This window comes from Mesorhizobium sp. WSM4310, assembly GCF_007003935.1.
Classification (GTDB): Bacteria; Pseudomonadota; Alphaproteobacteria; order Rhizobiales; family Rhizobiaceae; genus Mesorhizobium.
Genome location: NZ_VFTA01000015.1, coordinates 45,823 through 68,668, shown reverse-complemented (window position 1 = coordinate 68,668; position 22,846 = coordinate 45,823). Strand labels below are relative to the sequence as shown.

Annotated in this window: 23 protein-coding genes; 20 read left to right on the top strand and 3 right to left on the bottom strand. The window is 64.1% G+C overall.

Features of this window, described 5'->3' with window-relative positions:
• Positions 1–12: 12 nt before the first annotated feature.
• On the bottom strand, positions 13–1,104 hold the full coding sequence (locus tag FJV80_RS17680; RefSeq protein WP_095792186.1) for a fatty acid desaturase family protein: 1,092 nt from the start codon (positions 1,102–1,104) through the stop codon (positions 13–15).
• A 166-nt stretch (positions 1,105–1,270) separates the two neighbouring features.
• On the opposite strand from FJV80_RS17680, the gene FJV80_RS17675 reads away from it, so the two are divergent.
• The 8 genes from FJV80_RS17675 (at position 1,271) to FJV80_RS17640 (ending at position 9,138) form a co-directional block, all read left to right on the top strand.
• Complete coding sequence (locus tag FJV80_RS17675; protein WP_095771914.1) at positions 1,271–2,302, top strand: LacI family DNA-binding transcriptional regulator; 1,032 nt, start codon at positions 1,271–1,273, stop codon at positions 2,300–2,302.
• 295 nt (positions 2,303–2,597) lie between these two features.
• Positions 2,598–3,539: a sugar ABC transporter substrate-binding protein gene (locus FJV80_RS17670; protein WP_095771482.1), complete on the top strand. Its 942-nt coding sequence runs from the start codon at positions 2,598–2,600 to the stop codon at positions 3,537–3,539.
• Between the two features lie 103 nt (positions 3,540–3,642).
• Complete coding sequence (locus tag FJV80_RS17665; protein WP_095771481.1) at positions 3,643–4,719, top strand: ABC transporter permease; 1,077 nt, start codon at positions 3,643–3,645, stop codon at positions 4,717–4,719.
• Between the two features lie 2 nt (positions 4,720–4,721).
• Positions 4,722–5,489 carry an ATP-binding cassette domain-containing protein gene (locus FJV80_RS17660; protein WP_095771480.1) on the top strand — a complete coding sequence of 256 codons (768 nt, stop codon included), beginning with the start codon at positions 4,722–4,724 and terminating at the stop codon, positions 5,487–5,489.
• 121 nt (positions 5,490–5,610) lie between these two features.
• Positions 5,611–6,606: an inositol 2-dehydrogenase gene (iolG, locus tag FJV80_RS17655; RefSeq protein WP_142877057.1), complete on the top strand. Its 996-nt coding sequence runs from the start codon at positions 5,611–5,613 to the stop codon at positions 6,604–6,606.
• Positions 6,607–6,643: 37 nt separating this feature from the next.
• Positions 6,644–7,438, top strand: a complete 795-nt coding sequence (locus FJV80_RS17650; protein WP_142877056.1) for an SDR family oxidoreductase — start codon at positions 6,644–6,646, stop codon at positions 7,436–7,438.
• A 181-nt stretch (positions 7,439–7,619) separates the two neighbouring features.
• Positions 7,620–7,856 carry a type II toxin-antitoxin system Phd/YefM family antitoxin gene (locus FJV80_RS17645; RefSeq protein ID WP_142877055.1) on the top strand — a complete coding sequence of 79 codons (237 nt, stop codon included), beginning with the start codon at positions 7,620–7,622 and terminating at the stop codon, positions 7,854–7,856.
• A 190-nt stretch (positions 7,857–8,046) separates the two neighbouring features.
• Positions 8,047–9,138, top strand: coding sequence for a 3-deoxy-7-phosphoheptulonate synthase (locus tag FJV80_RS17640; RefSeq protein WP_010912860.1), 1,092 nt, complete (start codon positions 8,047–8,049; stop codon positions 9,136–9,138).
• A gap of 115 nt (positions 9,139–9,253) precedes the next feature.
• Here the strand turns inward: FJV80_RS17640 and FJV80_RS17635 are convergent, their stop codons facing one another.
• A complete protein-coding gene (locus FJV80_RS17635) occupies positions 9,254–9,889 on the bottom strand; it encodes a LysE family translocator (RefSeq protein WP_142877054.1) in 636 nt (211 codons plus the stop codon).
• 129 nt (positions 9,890–10,018) lie between these two features.
• Between FJV80_RS17635 and FJV80_RS17630 the strand changes: the two genes are divergently transcribed.
• Positions 10,019–10,714, top strand: a complete 696-nt coding sequence (locus FJV80_RS17630; protein WP_142877053.1) for a YafY family protein — start codon at positions 10,019–10,021, stop codon at positions 10,712–10,714.
• A 12-nt stretch (positions 10,715–10,726) separates the two neighbouring features.
• Here the strand turns inward: FJV80_RS17630 and FJV80_RS17625 are convergent, their stop codons facing one another.
• Positions 10,727–11,836: a Gfo/Idh/MocA family oxidoreductase gene (locus FJV80_RS17625; RefSeq protein WP_142877052.1), complete on the bottom strand. Its 1,110-nt coding sequence runs from the start codon at positions 11,834–11,836 to the stop codon at positions 10,727–10,729.
• A 156-nt stretch (positions 11,837–11,992) separates the two neighbouring features.
• Here FJV80_RS17625 and FJV80_RS17620 point away from each other — a divergent pair, with 156 nt between their 5' ends.
• From FJV80_RS17620 to FJV80_RS17570, 11 genes are all read left to right on the top strand, one after another.
• On the top strand, positions 11,993–12,838 hold the full coding sequence (locus FJV80_RS17620) for a MurR/RpiR family transcriptional regulator (RefSeq protein WP_179296099.1): 846 nt from the start codon (positions 11,993–11,995) through the stop codon (positions 12,836–12,838).
• A 231-nt stretch (positions 12,839–13,069) separates the two neighbouring features.
• Positions 13,070–15,004, top strand: a complete 1,935-nt coding sequence (gene iolC / locus FJV80_RS17615; RefSeq protein WP_095792122.1) for a 5-dehydro-2-deoxygluconokinase — start codon at positions 13,070–13,072, stop codon at positions 15,002–15,004.
• Between the two features lie 35 nt (positions 15,005–15,039).
• On the top strand, positions 15,040–16,890 hold the full coding sequence (iolD, locus tag FJV80_RS17610; protein WP_142877051.1) for a 3D-(3,5/4)-trihydroxycyclohexane-1,2-dione acylhydrolase (decyclizing): 1,851 nt from the start codon (positions 15,040–15,042) through the stop codon (positions 16,888–16,890).
• A 110-nt stretch (positions 16,891–17,000) separates the two neighbouring features.
• Positions 17,001–17,918 carry a myo-inosose-2 dehydratase gene (gene iolE, locus FJV80_RS17605; protein ID WP_142877050.1) on the top strand — a complete coding sequence of 306 codons (918 nt, stop codon included), beginning with the start codon at positions 17,001–17,003 and terminating at the stop codon, positions 17,916–17,918.
• Between the two features lie 43 nt (positions 17,919–17,961).
• Positions 17,962–18,180, top strand: a complete 219-nt coding sequence (locus FJV80_RS17600; protein WP_142877049.1) for a DUF3329 domain-containing protein — start codon at positions 17,962–17,964, stop codon at positions 18,178–18,180.
• 4 nt (positions 18,181–18,184) lie between these two features.
• On the top strand, positions 18,185–18,997 hold the full coding sequence (gene iolB, locus FJV80_RS17595) for a 5-deoxy-glucuronate isomerase (RefSeq protein ID WP_142877048.1): 813 nt from the start codon (positions 18,185–18,187) through the stop codon (positions 18,995–18,997).
• A 151-nt stretch (positions 18,998–19,148) separates the two neighbouring features.
• A complete protein-coding gene (locus FJV80_RS17590) occupies positions 19,149–19,856 on the top strand; it encodes a DUF1045 domain-containing protein (RefSeq protein ID WP_142877047.1) in 708 nt (235 codons plus the stop codon).
• A gap of 35 nt (positions 19,857–19,891) precedes the next feature.
• Positions 19,892–21,046: an alpha-D-ribose 1-methylphosphonate 5-triphosphate diphosphatase gene (locus FJV80_RS17585; protein WP_095773133.1), complete on the top strand. Its 1,155-nt coding sequence runs from the start codon at positions 19,892–19,894 to the stop codon at positions 21,044–21,046.
• Complete coding sequence (gene phnN, locus FJV80_RS17580) at positions 21,043–21,672, top strand: phosphonate metabolism protein/1,5-bisphosphokinase (PRPP-forming) PhnN (protein WP_185973445.1); 630 nt, start codon at positions 21,043–21,045, stop codon at positions 21,670–21,672. The genes FJV80_RS17585 and phnN overlap by 4 nt, the downstream gene beginning before the upstream one ends.
• A gap of 192 nt (positions 21,673–21,864) precedes the next feature.
• Positions 21,865–22,620, top strand: a complete 756-nt coding sequence (locus FJV80_RS17575) for a COG4280 domain-containing protein (protein WP_095773134.1) — start codon at positions 21,865–21,867, stop codon at positions 22,618–22,620.
• Positions 22,617–22,832, top strand: coding sequence for a hypothetical protein (locus FJV80_RS17570; RefSeq protein ID WP_095773135.1), 216 nt, complete (start codon positions 22,617–22,619; stop codon positions 22,830–22,832). The genes FJV80_RS17575 and FJV80_RS17570 overlap by 4 nt, the downstream gene beginning before the upstream one ends.
• The last annotated feature ends 14 nt before the right edge of the window (positions 22,833–22,846 follow it).

Genomic DNA, 22,846 nt, shown 5'->3' with positions numbered 1-22,846 from the left:
GATTCGCCGCGATCATTCCGCAGCGGCGGCGACGGCGTCGCCGTGGAATTCCTCGCGGTACGGCCGGGCGGTCGGCGGCAGTTCGCGCTTGAGGAAATAGTCCTCGTTGCGCAACTGGCGCAGGAAGGCCGGGATCATCTCGCGGTAGCCGGCCAGGATCGACGGTGTCGGCGCCGGCAGATCGTGCTTGATCAGTTCGTGCAGCTTCGGCAGCGCATGGTAGGGCACCATCGGGAACATGTGATGCTCGACATGATAGTTCATGTTCCAGTAGATGAAGCGGCTGATCGGGTTCATGTAGACGGTACGGCTGTTCAGCCGGTGATCGATGACATTGTCGGCCAGGCCGCCATGCTGCAGCAGACCGACCATGACGTGATGCCAGGCGCCATAGAGCCTGGGCAGGCCGACCAGCATCAAAGGCAGGAACGAGCCGGAATAGACCGCCAAGCCGATGGTTGCGGCATAGATCGCCGTCCAGATGCGGGCGATGCGGATCGCCTTGCCCTGTTCCTGCTCGGGAATGAAGGTCTTTTCGGCGGCGCTGATGTTGCCGGCGGCGTTGCGCAGCATGTCCGACATCGCATGCCAGGCGTCGAGGACACCGACAAAGCCGAGGAGCGCGCGCACCAGGTCCGGCGGCCGCATGACCGAGATTTCGGGGTCGCGGCCGACGATGATGGTGTCGGTGTGGTGGCGCGTGTGGCTCCAGCGCCAGGTCACCGGATTGCGCATGATCATGAAGCAGGCGATCTGATAGATCGCATCATTCATCCACTGCGTCCGGAACGCCGTGCCGTGCCCGCATTCGTGCCAGCGGGAATCCGTCGATGAACCGTAGAGGACGCCATAGACGAAGAAGAACGGCACGCACCACCAACTGCCCCAGAACCAGGCGCCGCCGGCGCCGCTGGCGATGAGCGCGGCGAGCCAGATCGCAGTGTCGCGGATCGCCGGCCCGTCGGAGCGCTGCATCAGTTCCTTCATCTGCTTGCGGGGCACGTCGGTGTGATACCACTCGGCCGCCGACAGTCCGTTTTCCACGGCGAGTTTGGCGTCGCGGCCGATCAGGCTGTAGTCCCGCCGGGACGGCGCAGTGGTCATGATTGCCTCCTCGGCAAGGCACTCGTCCAAGCGAATGTCGGTTGCCCATATACCTTCCAGCCTGAAAATACCGTTTGCTCGTGATAGACTCAATCTCACAAAGATAGTTTCTATCATTTCCTATCAGAATGATGTATCAATGCTCGGCAGTCAAACGAGGACGATCATGGCGAAACGGCCGACTATATCCGATCTGGCGCGCATCTCCGGCGTCAGCGTCGCCACGGTGGACCGCGTACTCAACAATCGCCTGCCGGTGCGCGAGGAGACCGCGCGGCGCGTCTATGAGACCGCGACCGAGATCGGCTACCATGCGGCCGGCCTGATCAAGCAGCGGATGCGCCATGAACTGCCGGAGTACCGGCTCGGCTTCCTGCTTTTGCGAGGCAACGATGTCTTCTACGGCGATTTCGCAGCGGAGCTCGAACTGGCGGTGTCGCAGTCGCAGAGGTTCCGCGGCGCCGCAACCATCGACTTCGCCAGTTCCCTGGTCCCCGACGAGATCGCCGCCCAGATGCGCAAGCTGGCGGCGAAATCGAGGGCCATCGCCGTTGTCGGCCCGGACCACCCGACCCTGACGGCGGCCGTCGAGGCGTTGAAGGCGCGGGGACAACCGGTCTTCTCGCTGCTGTCCGACTTTGCCGCCGGTATCCGCGAGGGCTATGTCGGCCTCGACAACCGCAAGGTCGGTCGTACCGCGGCCTGGATGATCGCCAAAGCAGCGCGGCAGCCCGGCAAAGTCGCCCTCTTCGTCGGCAGCCATCGCTTCCATGGCCACGAATTGCGCGAGATCGGCTTCCGCTCTTTCTTTCGCGAGCATGCACCCGACTTCAGCGTGCTGGAAACGCTGGTCAACCTGGAAGCGAACCAGGTAACCCATGATGCGATGATCGATCTTCTGGCGCGCTATCCGGATCTTGCCGGCTGCTACGTCGCGGGCGGCGGCATGGAAGGCGCGGTCTCGGCGCTGCGGGCAGCAAGGCCCGTAAATATGCCGGTGGTGGTCTGCAACGAGATCAACGCCGAGTCGCGCGCGGCACTCGCCGACAACATCCTCACCATGGTGATCTCGACGCCGCTGGCCGCTCTGTGCCGCGAGTTGGTCGATCGGATGGTGCATGCCATCGAAACCGGCGCGGCCAACGCGCCTGGCCAGACCTTCCTGCCCTTCGACATCTATCTGCCGGAAAATATCTGAGCTTTCCCGGGCGGGAGCAACCGCCAGAATGATAGAATCCATCAGAGCGATCCGAAAATCCGGCGGCAGGCCGCGGAATCGCCCTTGACGTTCCGCTGGAATGGAATAAATATTTCACCCACTGTACATTTTGGTTCTTTCGTTCCGGAACGTCTGTTTCAGACAGAGGGTTGGGTTCCAGCCCAAGCAGAGAATGCCCACGGAGCGAAGCGATATCAGGGAGAGATTCCCCGGGGAGATCGGGGATTCCGGATAAATCGGTGCAACCGGACACCAAAAGTGGAGGAGAGATACAATGAAGAAACTGCTTTTGGGCGTCGCTTTCGCGGCGCTGATGAGTTCATCGGCTTTTGCCGCCAAGATCGGCGTATCGATGGCCAAGTTCGACGACAACTTCCTCACCGTGCTGCGCAACGGGATGATCGCCCAGGCCAAGGGCATGAGCGGCGTCGAGTTGCAGGTCGAAGACGCACAGAACGACGTTGCCAAGCAGCTCGACCAGATCAAGAACTTCGCCGCGTCGGGCGTCGACGCGATCATCGTCAACCCGGTCGACACCTCGGCCACACAGGCGATGTCGGATGCTGCCGCCGCCGCCAAGATTCCGCTGGTCTATGTCAACCGCGAGCCGGTCAATGTGAACTCGCTGCCCGACAACCAGGCCTTCGTCGCCTCGAACGAAGCCGATTCCGGCACGCTCGAGACCAAGGAAGTCTGCCGTCTGTTCAAGGAAGCCGGCAAGAAGGAAGCCAATGTCTATGTGATCATGGGCGAGCTTTCCAACCAGGCTGCCGTGCAGCGCACCAAGGACATTGAAGAGGTGATCGCGACGCCGGACTGCAGCTTCATCAAGATCATCGACAAGCAGACCTCGAACTGGGATCGCGACCAAGCGCAGAACCTGATGACCAACTGGCTGTCGACCGGCAAGAAGTTCGACGGCGTCATCGCCAACAATGACGAAAGCGCCATCGGCGCCATCCAGGCGATGAAGGCCGCCAACATCGACATGAAGGCGGTTGTCGTCGGCGGCGTCGACGCCACGCAGGATGCCCTTGCCGCCATGCAGGCCGGCGACCTCGACGCAACCGTGTTCCAGGACGCGGCCGGCCAGGGCGCGGGCGCGCTGGATGCGGCGCTGAAACTGTCCAAGGGTGAGAAGGTCGAGCACAAGGTCTATGTGCCGTTCCAGCTTGTGACCCCGGCGAACATCGACAAGTTCCTGAAGAAGAACTGAGCCGCGGATATCGAGAGCGGCGCTGCACAGGCAGCGCCGCTCCCCCTTCCCTCGGCGCCTGAAGGCGCTCGAGGCGCGACCGTGGCTGACGGAGGATAGAAGATTGGCACAGACATCTCATGGCGTCGGAGGGCTCACCTACGATGCGAAGAAGCGCACATGGCCGGCCGAATTCAATGTCTTCCTGGCGCTCGTCATTCTCGTCGTCATCTTCGAACTGATCGGCCGCATCTTTCTCGGCGACAGTTTCCTGTTCAACACCCGCAGCGACGTCTCGGGGATCTTCAACGAGGCACGCCTGCAGATCATCATCCTGCAGGTGTCGATCGTCGGCATCATCGCCATCGGCGTGACGCAGGTGATCATTTGCGGCGGCATCGACCTGTCTTCCGGTTCGATCGTCGGCGCGACCGCGATGATCGCCATGAGTTTCGCCCAGGTGGCGACGGTCAACGGCAATCCCAACCCCAAGGCGATGTTTCTGGCGCAAGGCTGGACCGACCTGCCCGTCATCGTGCCGCTGCTGGTGGCGATCGGCTGCGGCCTGCTCGCCGGTCTGGTCAACGGTGCCTTGATCGCCTACACGCGCATCCCACCGTTCATCGCCACGCTCGGCATGATGGTGACCGCGCGCGGCATCGCCAAATGGTGGTCGAAGGGCCAGCCGATCTCGTTTCCCACCGACAGTTTCGCGGCGATCGGCAAGGGCCTGATGCCCGTCATCATCTTCCTGTCGCTGGCCGTGCTGTTCCAGCTCATCATGACCTACACGCGCTACGGCAAGCATTGTTACGCAATTGGGTCCAATGAGGATGCCGCACGCATGTCCGGCATCAAGATCGCCAACCACAAGATCCTGGTCTATGTCATCGCCGGCATTCTCGCCTCGCTCGCTGCCGTGGTGCTCTGCTCCAAGAACCTCACCGCCCAGGCCGGCATGGGCGTGATGTACGAACTCGACGCCATCGCCATGGCGGTCATAGGCGGCGTCTCGCTGTCGGGCGGCCGCGGCTCGATCATCGGCACGGTGATCGGCTCGCTGATCTTCGGCGTCATCATCTCCGGCTTCACCTTCCTGCGCCTCGACGCCTACTACCAAGAGATGGTCAAGGGCGTGATCATCGTCGGTGCGGTCGTTCTCGACCAGTGGCGCCAACGCCTGCGGGCATTGAGGGCTTGACCATGTCAGACATCGTGTTGAAAACCGAAAACCTGACCAAGCGCTATGGCGGCGTGCATGCGCTGGAAGGCGCCAACTTCGAGCTGCGCAAGGGCGAGCATGTCGCCATCATGGGCGACAATGGCGCAGGCAAATCGACCTTCGTGCGCCAGATCACCGCTGTCGAGCAACGTACCAGCGGCCAGATCTGGTTCGACGGCAAGGAGGTGAATTTCACCGGCCCGATCGCGGCGCGCGAGGCCGGCATCGAGACGGTGTTCCAGAACCTGGCGCTGGCCGACGATCTCGACGTGCCGTCGAACCTTTTCCTCGGTCGCGAAAAGGTGCTGTTCAATCTCGGACCTTTCTCGATCCTCGACCGCAAATACATGCGCAAGGCGACCGAAGCGGCGCTGGTGCGCACCGCGGTGAAGATCCCCAACCTTTCCAACACCATCCGCCACATGTCCGGCGGCCAGCGCCAGTGCGTGGCGATCGCCCGGACCGCGACCTTCGCCTCCAAGCTGATCATCATGGACGAGCCGACCGCCGCACTCGGCGTGCAGGAGACGGCGCAGGTCGAAAACATCATCCGCACGCTGAAGGACAATGGCGAGCCGCTGATCCTGATCAGCCACAATATGCGCCAGGTGTTCGACCTGTGCGACCGCATCGTGGTGTTCCGGCGCGGCCGCATCGTCGCCAATCTGCGCAAGGAAAACACGGACGGCCAGGACATCGTGTCCTACATCACCGGCGCCAAGACCGGGGAGGCGGAACTCGCGGCCTAGGCGGGAGGGGTCACCCGCTTCCGGGACGATCTGCCGCGCCAGGAAAATACCCCAGCCACCTTTCCCTGACGGGAAGGTGCGGACACAACTCTCTCGAACCCATCCCTCAGAGGAAATATCCATGACTGTTCGTTTCGCCCTCCTCGGTGCCGGCCGCATCGGCAAGGTCCACGCCCGCGCTGTCGGCTCCAACCCCAATGCAAAACTGGTGGCGGTGGCCGATGCCTTCGAGAAGGCGGCAAAAGAGCTGGCGAGTGCCTATGGCGCCGAGGTGCGCACCATCGACGCCATCGAGAAATCCAAGGATATCGACGCCGTCGTCATCTGCACGCCGACCGACACCCATGCCGATCTGATCGAGCGTTTCGCCAAGGCCGGCAAGGCGATCTTCTGCGAGAAGCCGATCGACCTGAACGTCAAGCGCGTCGAGAAATGCCTGGCCGTGGTCGAGAGGGCCAAGGCGACGCTGATGGTCGGCTTCAACCGCCGCTTCGATCCCCACTTCGCCGCCGTGCGCAAGGCAATCGACGACGGCGCCATCGGCACGGTCGAGATGGTCACCATCACCTCGCGCGATCCGGGTGCGCCGCCGATCGACTACATCAAGCGCTCGGGCGGCATTTTCCGCGACATGACCATCCATGATTTCGACATGGCGCGCTTCCTGCTCGGCGAGGAGCCGGTGGCGGTCTCCGCGCACGCTTCGGTGCTGGTCGACAAGAAGATTGGCGAGGCCGGGGATTTCGATAGCGTCAGCGTCATCCTGGAGACGGCTTCCGGCAAGCAGGCCGTCATCTCCAATTCGCGCCGCGCCACCTATGGCTACGACCAGCGCATCGAGGTGCATGGTTCGAAAGGCATGATCGCGGCGGAAAACCAGCGGCCGGTGTCGATCGAACTGGCCAATGAGAAGGGCTATACGCGCCCACCGCTGCACGATTTCTTCATGACCCGCTATCTCGACGCCTATGCCATCGAGATCGCCTCGTTCATCGCCGCCGCGACGTCCGGCAAGAAGGCGGCGCCGAGCGGCGCCGACGGCCTCGTCGCGCTGAAGCTGGCGGATGCGGCGCTGAAATCGGCAACGACAGGCAAGACCGTTCGTCTCGACAAGTAAGAACCGGAAATCGGACCCAAGCCACAGGAGCAAAGCGATGAGCGCATCCGCCGATCGCAATTCACAGACACGCGCCATCGTTACCGGCGGGGCGCAAGGCATCGGCTTCGCCGTCGCCGAAGCGCTGGCCGACGAAGGCTGCCGGGCATTGGCGCTCATCGGCCGGTCGCAGGAGAAGGGGGACAAGGCCGTCGCCCACTTCAAAAAGGCCGGCGTCGACGCGATCTTCATCAGCGCCGACGTTTCGAAGGTGGCGGACTGCAAGCGCGCGGTGGCGACCGCGCTCGCGCATTTCGGCACGCTGAACGCGCTGGTCAACGCCGCCGCCACCTCGGCGCGCGGCTCACTGGTCGAAACCACGGAAGAGCTTTTCGACCAGATCGTCGAAACCAATGTGCGCGGACCCTTCTTCCTGATGCAGGGGCTGGTCGCGCATCTCTTGGAGCGCAAGGCCCCGGGCTCGATCGTCAACGTGCTGTCGATGTCGGCGCATGCCGGCCAGTCCTTCCTGACGCCCTATTCGACCAGCAAGGGCGCGCTGATGACGCTGACCAAGAACGTCGCCAATGCCTATCGCTTCAACCGCATCCGCTGCAACGCCGTGCTGCCGGGCTGGATGGATACCGAGGGCGAGGACATCGTACAGAAGAAATGGCACGACGCTCCGGACGACTGGCTGGCGAAGGCCGAGGCCGCGCAGCCGATGGGCCAGTTGGTCAAGCCGGACCAGCTCGCGCGGCTGATCAGCTACATGGTCAGCCCGCAATCGGGCGTCATGACCGGGTCGTTGGTCGACTACGACCAGAGTGTTGCGGGGTCGTCGCCGGAATAGTGTCGACCGGCAGCCGCACGTCCGGAAACAGCTCGGCCATACGTCGGCGAGACGACCAAAATATTGGTGCGGACGTAACCGACTCCGCACCCAAGCAACGAACGCGGCTTCAAAAGGTCCCCGTTGCGGCGGCATCGCCATTCCCGCATATTCATGTAGTCAGAACGCTCATGGGGATGGGATGCTATCTGGATCCAAAGATGCCAACTGGACTGTCACCGCAGCAAAAGCCCGGTTTTCGGAAGTTATTGAGCGAGCGCAGTCGTCGCCGCAGACGGTCACCAGAAACGGCAAACCAGTCGTGGTTATCGTCTCGGCTGAAGAATGGCGTCAGAAAACCACGCGAAAAGGCACACTTGCGGAGTTCCTGCTGGACTCGCCGCTGCGCGGTGCCGATCTCCTCGCATCAAGCACGTGACAAACGCCCCGGCTTCGACTATATGAGCCGCATGATCCACCTGTCCGCCACCTATTGGTACTTTAGCAGCTCGCTGGCGGCGGGAGGATTGCGCTCGATCTGAAGATTGCAGCAACAAGATCCGAACAGCCGCCAGACCTGGCGGCTTTTTTGTTTCAGCCGGCAGGTCTCCTAACAGGAGCAGAAAGCCGTGTTGACCACCACAGACGACCTCCGGGTCAAGGAAATCCGAGAACTGAGCACGCCGGACCAGGTGATGCGGGAGATCCCGCGCACGCTGACGGCGACGCGCACCGTGAGCGCCTCACGCAACGCCATCCATGCTATTCTGAACGGCACCGACGACCGGTTGCTTGTCGTCGTCGGACCTTGTTCGATCCACGATCCGGTCGCGGCCGTTGACTATGCCAGCCGTCTGGCGGCGCTGCGCGAGACCCTGTCCGACCGGCTCGAGATCGTCATGCGGGTGTATTTCGAGAAGCCGCGCACAACGGTCGGCTGGAAGGGCCTGATCAACGATCCCGACCTCGACGGCAGCTTCAACATCGACAAAGGGCTGCGGATGGCGCGCAATGTGCTGTCGGCCGTCAACAATCTCGGCCTGCCGGCGGCGACCGAATTCCTCGACATGACCACGCCGCAATACATTGCCGACCTCGTCGCCTGGGGCGCCATCGGCGCGCGCACGACCGAGAGCCAGATCCACCGCGAGCTGGCCTCGGGCCTGTCTTGCCCGGTCGGCTTCAAGAACGGCACCGACGGCAATCTCAGGATCGCCGGGGAGGCGGTGAAATCGGCCGCCCAGCCACATCATTTCATGGCGGTGACCAAGGGCGGACGCAGCGGCATCGCCACGACCACAGGCAATGAGGACTGCCACGTCATCCTGCGCGGCGGCGTCCAGCCCAACTATGACGCGGCGAGCGTCGAGGCGGCCTCGGTCGAACTCGCCCGCATCGGTGTCGCGCCGCGGCTGATGATCGACGTCAGCCACGCCAACTCGGCCAAGAAGCCGGAGAACCAGCCGAAGGTGGCGGCCGATGTGGCCGGCCAGGTGGCGGCGGGCGACGAGCGCATTATCGGCCTGATGATCGAGAGCAATCTCGTCGCCGGCCGGCAGGACGTGGTGCCCGGCAAGCCGCTGGTCTATGGCCAGAGCATCACCGATGGCTGCATCGACTGGGCGACCACCGAGACCGTGCTGCACGGCCTTGCCGGTGCCGTCGAGTGGCGCCGGTCGGCACGCCGCGCCATGCTGGAAAGCCGGCAGGGCGCCGCCTGATCCGATGACGATGTGGGAGGGGCGGCGCTGGAGCATGATCCCGAAAAGTGGAAACCGGTTTTCTCGGACAAACGGTTTCCGTTTGTCCAGAGATCATGCTCCAACAAAGGGCAGATTACGCCGCCCTCAGCCCTTCCCAGGCGGTGAACACCGAGACCGCAAAGAGCAACAGCCCGGCCGCGCGGCCGGCAAGAATGGTCGCCCGCGGATTGGCGATCAGAAGCTTGCGGCTGCGCCCGGCGGTGATGGCAAGCCCACCATAGATCGCGGCCTGCGTCAGCACCGTCATCAACCCCATCACGGTCGCCTGCACCCAGATCGGGCCGTAGTCCGGCTTGAGGAACTGCGGATAGACGGCAAGCACGAACAGATAGGCCTTCGGGTTGATCAGGCAAGTCACCAGCCCCTGGCGAAACGCCTTCCACGCCGAGCGGCTGCCGACAGGCCCGTCATGACCGACGGTTATGGAGCTGCGCATCAGCGTGATGCCGATGAAGGCCATGTAGGCGGCGCCGGCGATCAGCAGCGGCTTGAACAGGATCGGCACGAAATGCATGAGAAGGCCAACGCCAATCGCCCCGTTCAGCGTGTGCACCATACCGCCGACCATGATGCCGCCGGTCGCGGCCAAGCCCCTGTCGCGGCCGCCGGTCAGTGCATTGGCCAAGACGAACAGCATGTCCATGCCCGGAACGGCGATGATGCCGAACAGCAGGATAAAGAAAAGCCAGAGATTTTCCTCGTAACCCATGTCAGTTGCCTGTCGCCTTGTCCCACCAAGCCGCAGCGGAACCTGTTGATTTTCAATTCGATAGGCAGTCCTATAGGTCGACCCAACTGACAATGGTGTGTCAGTTGCGGCCGGAACGTGGTGAGGAAAATGCGCAAGGCGTCACGCCTGTTCGAGATCATCCAGATCCTGCGGCTGGCGCGGCAGCCGGTGACGGCCGCCATGATCGCCGAGCGTTTGGAAGTGACGATCCGATCGATCTATCGCGACATCGCCGCACTGCAGGCGATGCGCGTGCCGATCGAGGGCGGGCGCGGCATCGGCTACATACTGCGCCCCGGTTTCGACCTGCCGCCGCTGATGTTCTCGATCGAGGAGATGGAGGCGATCGTGCTGTCGCTGGCGCTGCTGGAGCGCACGGGCGACGACGAGCTCAAGCAGGCGGCCAAGCGCGTCAGCAGCAAGATCGCCGGCGCGGTGCCGCCGCCGCTGCGCCAGACATTCGACGCCAATGCGCTGCATGCCTGGGGTTTTTCCGCACCCTCGGCTGGCACGATCAACCTGGCGCTGGTGCGGCGCGCCATCCGCGACGAGGAGAAGCTCGATCTCTCCTACCGCGACGAACTTGGCCGCGCCTCCGAGCGCCTGATCCGCCCGATCGCGCTAATCTACTACGCCGAAACCGCCAACATCGTCGCCTGGTGCGAGTTGCGTCAGGCGATCCGCAATTTCCGCAGCGACCGCATCGAGGATTGCCAGCCGACCGGGTTGCGGTTCAAGGGCGAAGGCGATCGGTTGCGACAGATCTGGGTCGACGGCTGGGAGACCCCGGCTGTCGGCGGGTAAGGCGAGAGGGAGCTACCGCACATCCACCCAGCGCTTGTCCTCGAACGAGCGTGCCATGGCATGCACGGTGCGCTCGATCTCCAGTCCCTCGGCGAATTCGATGAGGCGCGCCGGCCTGCCGGCAAGCCGCGTCAGCAATTCGTGGCACTCGATGATCTTGAGGTCGTTGAAGCCCAGGCCATGGCCGGGCGCCGGCAGGAAGGCGTCGTAGGGCTTGTGGTGCGGTGCCACCAGGATGGTGCGGTAGCCCTGTTCGGTTGGGCGGTCCGCGCTGAGATAGAGCTGCAATTCGTTCATCCGCTCCTGGTCGAACAGGATCGAGCCCTTGGAGCCGAATATCTGGATGGCGATGCGGCCCTTGCGGCCCCAGGCCGAGCGGTTGACCTGGAGCGTGCCGGCAATGCCGTTTTCCAGATGCATCAGGACGCTCGCTATATCATAGGTCTCGACCGTGCGGCGTCCGCCGCCGGCGAGCTTGCGGTCGGCATAGGGCTTGGCCATGTCGCAGATGACGCTGGCGACGCGGCCGAACAGCACCGAGACCAGCGACAGCGGATGCACGGCGAAATCGTCGAGCGCGCCATAGCCGGAAGCGGCCTCGTGCTTCCAGAAGAACAGTGCCTCGGGATCGGCCATGAAATCCTCATCCATCTCGATGCGCAGATGGTTGACCTCGCCGATGATGTTCTCGTGGAGCAGCGCGCCGATGTGACGGATGGCCGGGCTCTGGATATAGTTGTAGCCCAGCGCGGCGACCTTGCCTGATGTCTTGGCCGCTGCCGCCATCGCCTCGGCTTCGGCAAAGCTCGGCGCCATCGGCTTTTCGCACCACAGATGCTTGCCGGCCTGGAGGATGGCGATGGCCATTTCCGGATGGAACTGGTTGGGCGTGGTCAGGGAGACGATGTCGACCTCGGGATCGTTGACGACGGCGCGCCAGTTGCCTGAGGCCTTGGCAAAGCCGAATTCGCCGGCCTTACGCCGGGCAAGCTCCTCATTGACCTCGCCGAGATGGACGAGCCTGGGCTTGGCCACATCCGGAAAGACGGCGCCGACGGCACTCCACGCGATGGCGTGACATTTGCCCATGAAACCCGTGCCGATAAGACCGACGCCGACCATTTTCCGTTTCCTCCGCTGCCTGAAGCACTGCGTGGATGAATTAGTCCATTTTCTCCAAGAATGGAATGTCTGCCTCATTTTTTATGGCGTTCTTGCGCAGGCTCGCTATGATGGGGCAGAGAGGACGCTTCACGGATGAGCTTGGACGGGCCGACGATGGACGAACGGATACCTCGCGACTTCGAGACGCTGCGCGCCACCATCCTCGATCGGCGCGAAAGCCTGCCGAAGCGCATCGCCCAGATCGCCGCCTACGCGCTCGACAATCCCGACGACATCGCCTTTGGCACCGCCGCCAGCATCGCCGCCTCGGCCGGCGTGCAGCCCTCAACCCTGATCCGCTTTGCCCAGCAGCTCGGTTTCGACGGCTTCACCAGCCTGCAGCAGGTGTTCCGCGAGCGGCTTCGCGAGCGCAACTCATCCTATGACGAGCGGCTGCAGGCGCTGCGCGCCAAGGCCGAGGGTGGCGCCGGCCACCGGGCGATCTTCGACGGATTCGTCGCCGCCGCCAGCACCTCGCTCGACGACATTTCGCGCACGCTGGATGACGCGCATCTGGAAGACGCGATTTCGCTGCTGGCGAAGGCGCAGACCATCTATGTCTTGGCCAAGCGGCGCTCCTATCCGGTGGCGACCTATATCGCCTATGCGCTGGGCAAGCTGAAAATCCGCAACCAGTTGATCGAATCGGCCGCCGGCCTGAACGCCGAGATGATCGCCTTCGCCACGCCGGCGGACGCCGTCATCGCCATCTCCTTCTCGCCCTATGCGCCGGCCACCATCGAGGAAGCACGCACCATTTCCGAACAGGGCGTGCCGATCGTCGCCATCACCGACAGCTCGTTTTCGCCGCTCGCCCAGTTCGCCAGGGTCTGGTTCGAGGTTGCCGAGGCGGATTTCGCCGGCTTCCGTTCGCTGTCGGCGACGATGGCGCTGGCCATGGCGCTGACCGTCGGCGTCGGCGAGAAGCGGCGCGATATGGGCCGCAAGCGCAAAGGCTGATGGGCACCCCTTCTTGTTTGACCATGATCTTTTCCGAAAACCGGCAGCCACTTTTCGCTTACGCGGTCCCTTGGTTCGGGATCATGGGCAGGCAATTTTAGGCGAAGGAACGCTCATTCCATATTGACTATGGATTGGAATTATTATTTCATATTCCCGGCACCACGCTGCCGCTCGCGCGTGTTACCCAAACAATGTTGTTCCTGACAACAAGACTGACGGGAGGATCCAATGAGCGAAGCCGTGGACGCCAAACAGGTGCCGCTCGACGTCATCACCATCGGTCGCGCTTCCGTCGACCTCTATGGCCAGCAGATCGGCTCGCGGCTGGAGGACATCACCTCCTTCGCCAAGTCGGTCGGTGGCTGCCCGGCCAACATTTCGGTCGGCACGGCGCGGCTCGGCTTGCGTTCGGCGCTGCTGACGCGTGTCGGCGACGAGCAGATGGGCCGCTTCATCCGCGAACAGCTGAAGCGTGAAGGCGTCAACACCGACGGGCTGAAGACCGACAAGGAGCGGCTGACCGCCCTAGTGCTGCTTTCGGTCGAGAGCGAAGGCGTTTCGCCGATGATCTTCTACCGTTCGGACTGCGCCGACATGGCGCTGGCGCCGGAAGACATTGACGAGGCCTTCATCGCTTCGGCGCGTTCGATCGTCGTCACCGGCACGCATTTTTCGCGCCCCAACAGCGACGCCGCCCAGCGCAAGGCGATCCGCATCATGAAAGCCAAGGGCGGCAAGGTTGTCTTCGACATCGACTATCGGCCCAATCTGTGGGGCCTCGCCGGCCATGCCGAAGGCTTCGAGCGCTACGTCAAATCGGACCGGGTCTCGGCCCAGCTGAAGACGGTTCTGCCCGATTGCGATCTCATCGTCGGCACCGAGGAAGAGATCATGATCGCCTCGGGCGCCGACGACTGCCTGAGCGCGCTGAAGACGATCCGCGCGCTGTCGTCGGCCACCATCGTGCTGAAACGCGGCGCCATGGGCTGCATCGTCTATGACGGACCGATCAGCGACGATCTGGAAGACGGTGTCGTCGGCAAGGGTTTTCCGATCGAGATCTACAATGTGCTGGGCGCCGGCGACGCCTTCATGTCCGGCTTCCTGCGCGGCTGGCTGGGTGGCGAAGACCATGCGACGGCAGCGACCTGGGCCAATGCCTGCGGCGCATTCGCCGTGTCGCGGCTGCTGTGCGCGCCGGAATATCCGACCTTCGAGGAGCTGCAGTTCTTCCTCAAGAACGGCAGCAAATACAGGGCGCTGCGCAAGGACGAGGCGATCAACCATATCCATTGGGCAACCACCCGGCGGCGCGACATCCCGTCGCTGATGGCGCTCGCCTGCGACCACCGCGTGCAGCTCGAGGACGTGGCGGCGAAGGCCGGTGCCGATCCGGCGCGCATCCGCGATTTCAAGGTGCTGGCGGTCAAGGCAGCGGCGAAGGTCGCTGCCGGCCGTGACGGCTACGGCATGCTGATCGACGAGAAACATGGCCGCGAGGCGATGTTCGAATTCGCCGGGCATCCCTTCGCCTGGCTCGGCCGTCCTGTCGAATTGCCGGGCTCGCGGCCGCTGCGCTTCGAATTCTCGCAGGATATCGGCTCGCAGTTGGTGGAATGGCCGGTCGATCACTGCATCAAGTGCCTGTGCTTCTACCATCCCGACGATCCGGCGGCCTTGAAGGAAGAACAGCAGCAGAAATTGCGCGCGCTGTTCGAGGCGGCGCGGAAAGTCGGCCGGGAACTTCTCATCGAGATCATCGCCGGCAAGCACGGCAAGCTCGACGACACGACCATTCCGCGCGCGCTGGAAGAGCTCTATGCGCTCGGCATCAAGCCGGACTGGTGGAAGCTCGAGCCGCAGGCGTCGAGCGGCGCCTGGGCGAGGATCGAAGCGGTGATCCTGAAGCATGATCCGTGGTGCCGTGGCATCGTGCTGCTTGGCCTGGAAGCGCCGCAGGACGAGTTGGAGGCAGCTTTCGCCGCCACCGCCAAGGCGCCGATCGTCAAGGGTTTCGCCGTCGGCCGCACCATCTTCGTCCATGCGGCTGAGGAGTGGCTGGCCGGCAGGATGTCGGATGACGAGGCTGTCGCCGACATGGCCTCGCGCTTCGAACAGTTGACCGAGGCGTGGCTTGCCGCGCGCGGCCGCAAGGCGGCATAAGGAGGCGCGGCATTGGGACTGCGGAGGAAAACACCATGAGCAAGACAATCCGCCTGACGATGGCGCAGGCGCTGACCCGCTTCCTGTCCCGCCAGATGACCGAGATCGACGGCAAGAAAACGCCGATCTTCGGTGGCGTCTGGGCGATCTTCGGCCACGGCAATGTCGCTGGCATAGGCGAGGCGCTCTATCAGGTTCGCGACGAATTGCCGACCTTCCGCGCCCATAATGAACAGGCGATGGCGCATGCGGCGATCGCCTATGCCAAGGCCAATTTCCGCAGCCGCTTCATGGCGGCGACCTCTTCGATCGGTCCCGGCGCGCTCAACATGGTGACGGCTGCCGCACTTGCGCATGTAAACAGGTTGCCTGTCCTGTTTTTGCCCGGCGACGTCTTCGCCAACCGCATTCCCGATCCGGTTCTGCAGCAGGCCGAGGATTTTTCCGACGGCACGGCGACGGTCAATGACTGCTTCCGTCCGGTCTCGCGCTATTTCGATCGCATCACCCGGCCCGAGCAGATCATCCCGGCGCTGAACCGCGCCATGCAGGTGCTGACCGATCCGGCCGATTGCGGTCCGGTGACGCTGTCGCTCTGCCAGGATGTGCAGGCCGAAGCCTATGACTATCCCGAGAGCTTCTTCGCCGAACGGGTCTGGCACCAGCGCCGGCCACGCCCGGACCGCCACGAGCTTGCCGCCGCTGTGGCGGCACTCAAGGGCGCCAAGAAGCCGCTGGTGATCGCCGGCGGCGGCGTTCTCTATTCGCAGGCCTCCGATGCGCTGGCCAAATTCGCCGAGGGCGCCGGTATTCCGGTCTGCGAGACACAAGGCGGCAAATCCTCGCTGCCGGACGATCATCCGCTCAACATGGCGGCGGTTGGCGTCACCGGCACCTCGGCGGCCAACCGGCTGGCTGAAGAAGCCGATGTCGTGCTCGCCATCGGCACGCGCCTGCAGGACTTCACCACCGGCTCATGGTCGCTGTTCAAGAATTCCGGCAAGACCATCATCGGGCTCAACGTCCAACCTTTCGACGCCGGCAAGCACCGCGCCCTGCCACTGGTCGCCGATGCGGCCGAGGGGCTGGCCGAACTCGGTGCCGCGCTGAAGGGCTGGAAGGCGCCTGCCGCCTGGACCGACAATGCGGCCAAGGGCAAGAAGGCCTGGCAGGCCGACGCGGCCAAGGTGACGGCGTCGACCAACGCCGCCTTCCCGTCCGACGCGCAAGTGATCGGCGCCGTGCAGCGGGCCATGGGCTCTGGCGTGACCTTGTTGCATGCAGCCGGCGGTCTGCCCGGCGAATTGCACAAGCTTTGGCAGGCCGGCGCGCCGGGTTCCTACCATGCCGAATACGGCTTCTCGACGATGGGCTACGAGATTGCCGGCGGGCTCGGCACCAAGATGGCCAAGCCCGGCGAAGAAGTCGTCGTCATGATCGGCGACGGCTCCTATCTGATGCTGAATTCCGAGATCGCCACTTCGGTGATGCTGGGTTTGAAGCTGACTATCGTGCTGCTCGACAACCGAGGCTATGGCTGCATCAACCGGCTGCAGATGGCGACCGGCGGCGCCAACTTCAACAATCTCCTGAAGGATTCGCGCCACGAAATCCTGCCCGACATCGACTTCGCCGCGCATGCGGCGAGCATGGGCGCGATATCAGAGAAAGTGCCGTCAATCGCCGGCCTGGAAAACGCCTTGCAGAAGGCCAGGACGAACGACCGCACCACGGTGCTGGTCATCGACACCGACCCGCTGGTCTCCACCGACGCCGGCGGCCATTGGTGGGATGTGGCGGTGCCGGAAGTCTCCGCGCGGCCGCAGGTCAACGCGGCGCGCAAGGCCTATGACGAGAAGCGCCAGATGCAGAGCGTCGGCGATTGATGCAGCTACCCCCCTTCTTCCCGTCCCCATACGGGGAGAAGGTGCCGGCAGGCGGATGAGGGGCAGCGCCGGCGGCCCAAGAATGAACTGTTCTAAACCGGAGTGACGACTTGAAAGCCAAACTGGGCATGTCCCCCATAGCGTGGTGGAACGACGATCTTGCGGAACTCAGCGATGACGTGTCGCTTGAGGAGTGCTTGCGGCAGTCGCGTTCGGCCGGCTTCACCGGCATGGAGATGGGCCGGCGTTTTCCCAACGACCCTGCCGTCATGCTGCCGATCCTCAAAGCCGCCGACGTGACGCTGTGCGGCGGCTGGTTTTCCGGCACGCTGGTCGATGAGGATATGAGCAAGAACAAGGATCGCATCCAGCCGATGATCGAGCTGTTCAAGGCGGTCAACGCGCCTTGCATCGTCTATGGCGAGGTCGGCCGCTCGATCCAGGGCGACCGCTCGAAGCCGCTGGCCACCAAGGCGAAACTTTCAGGCGACGAGATGAAGGCCTATGGAAGGCGCCTGACCGAATTCGGCGAATGGTGCGCCGAACAAGGCATGCCGCTGTCCTACCACCATCACATGGCGGCTGTGGTCGAGACCGAGCCGGAACTCGACGCCTTCATGCGCCATTCCGGCGAAGGCATTCCGCTGCTGCTCGATGCCGGCCACCTGGCCTTCGCCGGCGGCGATGTGCTGCGCGCCATCGACAACCACCACAAGCGCATCAGCCATGTGCATGTGAAGGATGTGCGCATGGCCGTGATCGACAAGCTCGACCGCACGAAACAGTCCTTCCTCGACGCCGTGGCGCTCGGCGCCTTCACCGTGCCGGGCGACGGCTCGCTCGACTTTGGCGCCATCGTGCAGCGCTTCGCCGACCATGGCTATGAAGGCTGGTTCGTGGTCGAGGCAGAGCAGGACCCGAAGAAGAACCCGCCGCTCAAGATGGCGCAGGTCGGCCACAAGGAGCTGATGCGGGTAATGACGGCGGCCGGCTACACGGTCGAAACCCAGGGTTTTCCGAATGCCTGACGCGACGGGTTCACGGCGCGGCAGGTTGCTGTAGATTGGCCCGATGAAAGATTCCGAGCACCCCTTCTTCCGCCCGTTGTGGCGGCGTGTCGCCGTCGTCGCGGTCTGCGTCATCTGGTCGATCATCGAGTTCGCCACCGGCACGCCATTCTGGGGCACCATCGCGCTCGGCTTCACCGGCTATGCCGTCTGGCAGTTTTTTTATCTGTACAAGCCGGCCGACGAGAACAAGGCGACGGCCGAGTCCGAACCGAAGGAGTAACCCGATGTCCAAGCTGCTCGTCAAAGCCGACAAGGGCCATGGCCGCGTTGCCCATGTGACGCCGAAAAGCGCCGGCTGGACTTATGTCGGTTTCGACCTGCATCGGCTGCAACCCGGCGAAAGCGCCTCGGGAAAGACGGAAGACCGCGAAGTCTGCCTGGTCTACGTCACCGGCAAGGGCACAGCGAAAGCCGACGGCAAGGATCTCGGCCTGCTCGGCGAGCGCATGTCGCCCTTCGAGGGCAAGCCTTGGTCGGTCTATGTGCCGGAGGGATCGGACTGGTCGGTGACGGCTGACACCGATCTCGAACTCGCCGTCTGCTCGGCGCCCGGCCTCGGCGGCGGCCTGCCGGTTCGGGTGATCGGGCCGGACGATCTCGGCCAGGAGGTGCGCGGCAAGGGCACCAACACGCGCTACGTCACCAACATCCTGCCGGAAGGCAAGCCGGCCGATTCGCTGCTGGTGGTCGAGGTCATCACGCCCGGCGGCCACACGTCGAGCTATCCGCCGCACAAGCATGACCAGGACAATCTGCCCGCCGAATCCTATCTCGAGGAGACCTACTACCACCGCCTCAACCCGCCGCAGGGCTTTGCCTTCCAGCGCGTCTACACCGATGCCGACAAGGATGGCCATCGCGAGCTCGACGAAGCCATGGCGATCGAGGATGGCGATGTCGTGCTGGTGCCCAAGGGGTATCACCCCTGCGCCGCCTGCCATGGCTACGACCTCTATTACCTCAACGTCATGGCCGGACCGAGGCGGACGTGGAAATTCCACAATGCGCCCGAGCACGAATGGTTGATGAAGGCCTGACCGGTCCGAGATTCCTCCTGAACCTGTTGATCCAGCTCGGAAAAATCGTCGGCTAAGGACCTATTGGGGTGATTTGCCTTCGAAAACCCTGCAAAGCTTCGTCAATCCGTCATGGAAATCACTTATGGCAGCGGTCTGACGAGGATTTTTGATGCGTTATGCCATCTATTTCACCCCCCGGCAGGACGAACCGCTGGCGCGGATCGCCGCCAACTGGCTGGGCTGTGACCCGTTCGGCGCGGCGACAAGGCCGGTTGAGGCCGTGGCCGATTTGTCGGCGGCGGAAGTTGCCTTCCACACCGCCTCGGCCCGCCGCTATGGCTTCCACGCGACGCTGAAGGCACCCTTCCGCCTGGCCGCCAACGAGACCGAGACTTCGCTGCGCGCGGGGCTCGACCAATTTGCCGAAGCGACGCCCGTCGTGACGATCCCACGTCTCGTCGTCAGCCAGATCGACAGCTTCTTCGCGCTGGTGCCGGAGGGGCCGCTGCCGCCGCTCAACCGTTTCGCCGATGAGGTGGTGCGCGATTTCGACCGGTTCCGCGCGCCGCTGACCGAGGCCGAGATCGAGCGGCGCAGCCCGGATTCGCTGAAGCCGGCCGAGTTCCGCAATCTCTGCCAATGGGGCTACCCCTATGTCTTCGAGACCTTCCGCTTCCACATGACGCTGTCGGGCCGCGCCGGGCCACAGGAAAGCCCTCGTTTGCGCGCAGCAATCGACAGCCTGTTCGCGGATGTGCTGCGGCAGCCGGTGCTGGTCGACGCGCTGACGCTGTTTGTCGAACCCGAACCGGGCGCGCCGTTCATGGTGCTTTCGCAGCACGCGCTGGGACGCCGCCCGGCAAGGAAAATCGCCTGAACACCCCTGCTCGAAGAACCAAAGGACTGCCCGAAATGACCGCCGAGACCGTTCTTTCCAACGCCCGCATCGTGCTTGCCGACGAGATCGTCGAGGGGTCGCTGGTGCTGCGTGACGGCTTTATCGCCGACATCGATGCCGGCAGCAGCCACACCAGCGGGAACATGGCCGGCGAGGACATGGGCGGCGACTATGTCATTCCCGGGCTGGTCGAGCTGCACACCGACCACCTGGAAGGCCATTACGCACCCCGGCCGAAGGTGCGCTGGAACCCGATCGCCGCGGTGCTTGCCCATGACGCGCAGGTGGCGACGGCCGGCATCACCACCGTGCTCGACGCCTTGCGCGTCGGCATGGACGAGGACGCCGACCTCACCTTGGCCGATATCCGCAAGCTGGCCGATGCCATCGAGGACAGCGTCGCGCAGGATCGTCTGCGGGCCGATCACTTCCTGCATCTGCGCTGCGAGGTTTCGGCGCCGGATTGCCTGCAGGCCTTCGCCAATTTCGACCGGGACGACCGGGTCAAGCTGGCTTCGCTGATGGATCATGCGCCCGGCCAGCGTCAGTTCGTCAATCTCGAAACCTATGCCTACTACTACCAGCGCAAGCTGAAGCTGACCGATCGCGACTTCCAATTGTTCTGCGAGAAGCGGATGGCGGAATCGGCGCGCTATTCGGCGCCGAACCGCGCGGTGATCGCGGCTGCCTGCCATGAGCGCGGCATCGTGCTCGCCAGCCATGACGACGCCACTTCGGGCCATGTCGACGAGGCGATCGAGCAGGGCGTGCGCGTTGCCGAGTTTCCGACCACCGAGGAAGCGGCGCGCGCTTCGAAGGCCGCGGGCCTGGGCGTTCTGATGGGTGCGCCGAACGTCATGCGCGGCGCCTCGCATTCGGGCAATGTCTCGGCGCGCACGCTGGCCGGCGACGGGCTGCTCGACATCTTGTCATCAGACTATATTCCCTTCAGCCTGATCCAGTCGGCCTTCTTCCTCGGCGACATGGTCGAAGGCATTTCGCTGCCGCAGGCGGTCGCCATGGTGTCGAAGAACCCGGCCGAGGCCGTTGGCCTGACCGACCGCGGCATCATCGAGCAAGGCCGCCGCGCCGACCTGGTGCGCGTGCGTGTGGATGACCATGTTCCAGTGGTGCGCACCGTCTGGCGGCAAGGGCGCCGGGTCGCATGATGGTGTCGGCCTTGATCGAGCGTGAATTGTCAGCTGAAACGTTCCCCGTTCGTCATGGCGTGTTTGTCGCGGTCGTGGGGCCAAGCGGCGCCGGCAAGGACACGGTGATCGGCTACGCCCGTGCCCTCTTCGCCGACGAGACCCGGCTGGAGTTCGTGCGCCGCGTCATCACCCGGCCGAGCGATGCGGCGAGCGAGGATCACGACACGCTGGCCGACGCCGCCTTCGTCGAGGCCGAGGCCGACGGCGCCTTCGCCATTTCCTGGGAAGCGCATGGCTTGCGCTACGGCCTGCCTGCCGATGTCGACTGGTCGGTCGCCAATGGCCATGTGGCGGTGGCGAACGTGTCGCGCGCGATCATTCCCACCTTGCGCGAGCGCTATGCCAATCTGGCCATTGTCGAGATCACTGCTTCGCCTGACGTGCTGGCCTCGCGGCTGGCGATGCGCGGCCGCGAGTCGCGCGGCGAAGTGCTGGCGCGCCTGGCGCGCAGCGCCAATGTGACCCTGACCGGCCCCGGCGTGACCACGATCGACAATAGCGGCCCGCGCGAAGTGGCCGGCGAGCGCTTCGCCGAGCTGCTGCTCAAGGCAATGGCCTTCTCCGACATGTCGGGCATGATCTGATTTAGGCGTGCGTCCCGCAGCCGCAGTATGCGCGGCTCGATTGGCCCCAAGCGCCGCCCATGGGCGTTCACTTGCTTTCCCGCGGCTTCCGGAGCGCTATGTGGTGCTGACCATAGAAGTGATTCCGGGCCACGCGTCCTGGAACACCCGCTCAGAGAACCCGTGGCGAACGAGACAGGACAGGAAGCTTTGATGCAGACGCTGACGCCCATCCTCCCGACGGTCACGGCGGCATTTCTCGCCTCCTTCGTCGAGGTCGTCGAAGCCTTCACCATCGTGCTTGCGGTCGGCGTGACGCGCAGCTGGCGCCCGGCGCTGACGGGCGCCGCCTTGGCGCTGGCGTTGCTGGCGGCGCTGGTGCTGGCATTCGGACCGCTGCTGGCGCTGGTGCCGATCACCACGCTGCAGTTCGTCGTCGGGGTGCTGCTGATCCTGTTCGGCATGCGTTGGCTGCGAAAGGCGATCCTGCGCAGCGTCGGCGTCATCGCGCTGCATGACGAGGACGCGGCCTTTTCCAAGGAGACCGCCGCCCTCACCCAGCAGGCCAATGACCGCCGCGCCGACCACCTCGCCGGCCTGGCCTCGTTCAAGGCGGTGCTGCTCGAGGGTGTCGAGGTGGTGTTCATCGTCATTGCCGTCGGCGCCGCCCATGGGCAGACGCTCTACGCCAGCCTGGGCGCGCTGGCAGCCTTCGTCCTGGTGATGCTTATCGGCCTGGCGGTGCACCGGCCGCTGGCGCGCGTGCCGGAGAATGCGCTGAAATTCGTGGTCGGGCTGATGCTGACCAGCTTCGGCATCTTCTGGACCGGCGAAGGCATCGGCGCCGACTGGCCGGGCGCCGATCTCGCTCTGCTCGCCATCTTCGCCATCGTCGCGCTGGCGTCCTTTGCCATGGTGCGCTGGCTGCGCGGCACCTATACTGTATCAGCCGGAGGGTTCGCCCGATGAGCGTCATCCGCCTTGTTGCCAGGGAATTCCTCGGCATGTTCGTCGATGACGGCAATCTGGCGCTGCTGGCACTGATGCTGGTGGCCGCCGTCGCGGCGGCGGTGAAGCTGCTGGCCCTGCCGCCGCTGCTCGGCGGCGCGCTGCTGCTGGTCGGCTGCCTCGCCATCCTGCTGCAAAGCGTTCGCCGCGCGGCACGTGCGGTCAAACGATAAAGACGGCACGCATG

What these genes read in the sequence shown, in the direction of transcription:
- FJV80_RS17650 (WP_142877056.1), top strand. Translation starts at nt 6,644, where the DNA reads ATGAGCGCATCCGCCGATCGCAATTCACAGACACGCGCCATCGTTACC.
- FJV80_RS17570 (WP_095773135.1), top strand. Translation starts at nt 22,617, where the DNA reads ATGAGCGTCATCCGCCTTGTTGCCAGGGAATTCCTCGGCATGTTCGTC.
- FJV80_RS17590 (WP_142877047.1), top strand. Translation starts at nt 19,149, where the DNA reads ATGCGTTATGCCATCTATTTCACCCCCCGGCAGGACGAACCGCTGGCG.
- iolC (WP_095792122.1), top strand. Translation starts at nt 13,070, where the DNA reads ATGAGCGAAGCCGTGGACGCCAAACAGGTGCCGCTCGACGTCATCACC.
- FJV80_RS17600 (WP_142877049.1), top strand. Translation starts at nt 17,962, where the DNA reads ATGAAAGATTCCGAGCACCCCTTCTTCCGCCCGTTGTGGCGGCGTGTC.
- FJV80_RS17575 (WP_095773134.1), top strand. Translation starts at nt 21,865, where the DNA reads ATGCAGACGCTGACGCCCATCCTCCCGACGGTCACGGCGGCATTTCTC.
- FJV80_RS17660 (WP_095771480.1), top strand. Translation starts at nt 4,722, where the DNA reads ATGTCAGACATCGTGTTGAAAACCGAAAACCTGACCAAGCGCTATGGC.
- FJV80_RS17635 (WP_142877054.1), bottom strand. Translation starts at nt 9,889, where the DNA reads ATGGGTTACGAGGAAAATCTCTGGCTTTTCTTTATCCTGCTGTTCGGC.
- FJV80_RS17625 (WP_142877052.1), bottom strand. Translation starts at nt 11,836, where the DNA reads ATGGTCGGCGTCGGTCTTATCGGCACGGGTTTCATGGGCAAATGTCAC.
- FJV80_RS17620 (WP_179296099.1), top strand. Translation starts at nt 11,993, where the DNA reads ATGGACGAACGGATACCTCGCGACTTCGAGACGCTGCGCGCCACCATC.
- FJV80_RS17675 (WP_095771914.1), top strand. Translation starts at nt 1,271, where the DNA reads ATGGCGAAACGGCCGACTATATCCGATCTGGCGCGCATCTCCGGCGTC.
- phnN (WP_185973445.1), top strand. Translation starts at nt 21,043, where the DNA reads ATGATGGTGTCGGCCTTGATCGAGCGTGAATTGTCAGCTGAAACGTTC.
- iolG (WP_142877057.1), top strand. Translation starts at nt 5,611, where the DNA reads ATGACTGTTCGTTTCGCCCTCCTCGGTGCCGGCCGCATCGGCAAGGTC.
- FJV80_RS17645 (WP_142877055.1), top strand. Translation starts at nt 7,620, where the DNA reads ATGCTATCTGGATCCAAAGATGCCAACTGGACTGTCACCGCAGCAAAA.
- FJV80_RS17630 (WP_142877053.1), top strand. Translation starts at nt 10,019, where the DNA reads ATGCGCAAGGCGTCACGCCTGTTCGAGATCATCCAGATCCTGCGGCTG.
- FJV80_RS17585 (WP_095773133.1), top strand. Translation starts at nt 19,892, where the DNA reads ATGACCGCCGAGACCGTTCTTTCCAACGCCCGCATCGTGCTTGCCGAC.
- FJV80_RS17680 (WP_095792186.1), bottom strand. Translation starts at nt 1,104, where the DNA reads ATGACCACTGCGCCGTCCCGGCGGGACTACAGCCTGATCGGCCGCGAC.
- FJV80_RS17670 (WP_095771482.1), top strand. Translation starts at nt 2,598, where the DNA reads ATGAAGAAACTGCTTTTGGGCGTCGCTTTCGCGGCGCTGATGAGTTCA.
- iolD (WP_142877051.1), top strand. Translation starts at nt 15,040, where the DNA reads ATGAGCAAGACAATCCGCCTGACGATGGCGCAGGCGCTGACCCGCTTC.
- iolB (WP_142877048.1), top strand. Translation starts at nt 18,185, where the DNA reads ATGTCCAAGCTGCTCGTCAAAGCCGACAAGGGCCATGGCCGCGTTGCC.